An 816-nucleotide genomic window follows, 5' to 3' on the forward strand; every position below is an offset into this window, starting at 1 on the left:
GAACAACACGCGACCGGTACCCGCGCGGGCGAGGTAGCGGCGCGGTGGAGGCCGACGACGGTCTTGCCGGTGCCGGCGGCGCCGCGGATGCGCGCCGGGCCGTTGAAGTTGCGGCGGACGAGCTTGGCCTGCGACGGGTCGAGGAACGCCATCCACTCCTCGATGGGGGCCTCGAGGACGCCGTCGAGGAGATGTCGGGCAAGCTCGGCGTCGTCGATTTCGACAGGTCGAGGCAGGTCCTGGCGGGGGAGGACCGGCTCCGGGACGGTCAGCTGCTGCTCGGGGGGCTGGGCGCCGTCGATGACGGGGAAGTGGGCCATCACAGCGGCGAGCACCTGGTCGACGCGGGCGGGGGACAACCGTGCGTTGCGCTTCGTGATGTGACCGACGAGGTCGTGGACCCCGATGACGTCGACCGAGGCGACGTGCGCGTGCATCCGGCGCTGGTCGGCGAGTGCGACGACCGCGTGGACTTCGCCGGCGGGAGGCCGATCTCTGCGAGAGCAGCCTCGGCTCCGTACACGAGGTCCGCGAGGCGAGCGACGTCGTCGGTGACATCCTCCTGCCCGCGGTGGATGCGATCGCCGTGGACCGAGACTTCGCGCCACGCCTTCGTGTCGACGATGAAGACACCGGCGCTGCCGACGACGATCATGTCGACCTGGGCGTGCTTGCTCCCGGGCCACCGCCGGTCCGCGAGGAGGTGGTAGCCGATGCCGGCGAGTGGGGCGAGGAACCGTGCGGTCTCGGCCTCGGTGCGCTCGGCGATCTCGTAGCGTCCCGCCTGCTGCTCGGCTTCGTCAGCCTGCCGCCGGT

At 71.6% G+C, this 816-nt stretch carries 1 protein-coding gene and 1 pseudogene; both read right to left on the minus strand.

Annotated features, from left to right (window positions below; all coding sequences use genetic code 11):
• A pseudogene (locus I59_RS20655) lies at positions 1 to 437 on the minus strand (hypothetical protein); the annotation flags it as partial.
• Positions 320 to 769: a nuclease-related domain-containing protein gene (locus tag I59_RS23830; RefSeq protein WP_376764444.1), complete on the minus strand. Its 450-nt coding sequence runs from the start codon at positions 767 to 769 to the stop codon at positions 320 to 322. The pseudogene I59_RS20655 and the gene I59_RS23830, both read right to left, overlap by 118 nt.
• Positions 770 to 816 lie beyond the last annotated feature (47 nt).

It is taken from the genome of Curtobacterium sp. B8 (assembly GCF_000333315.1).
GTDB lineage: Bacteria > Actinomycetota > Actinomycetes > Actinomycetales > Microbacteriaceae > Curtobacterium > Curtobacterium luteum.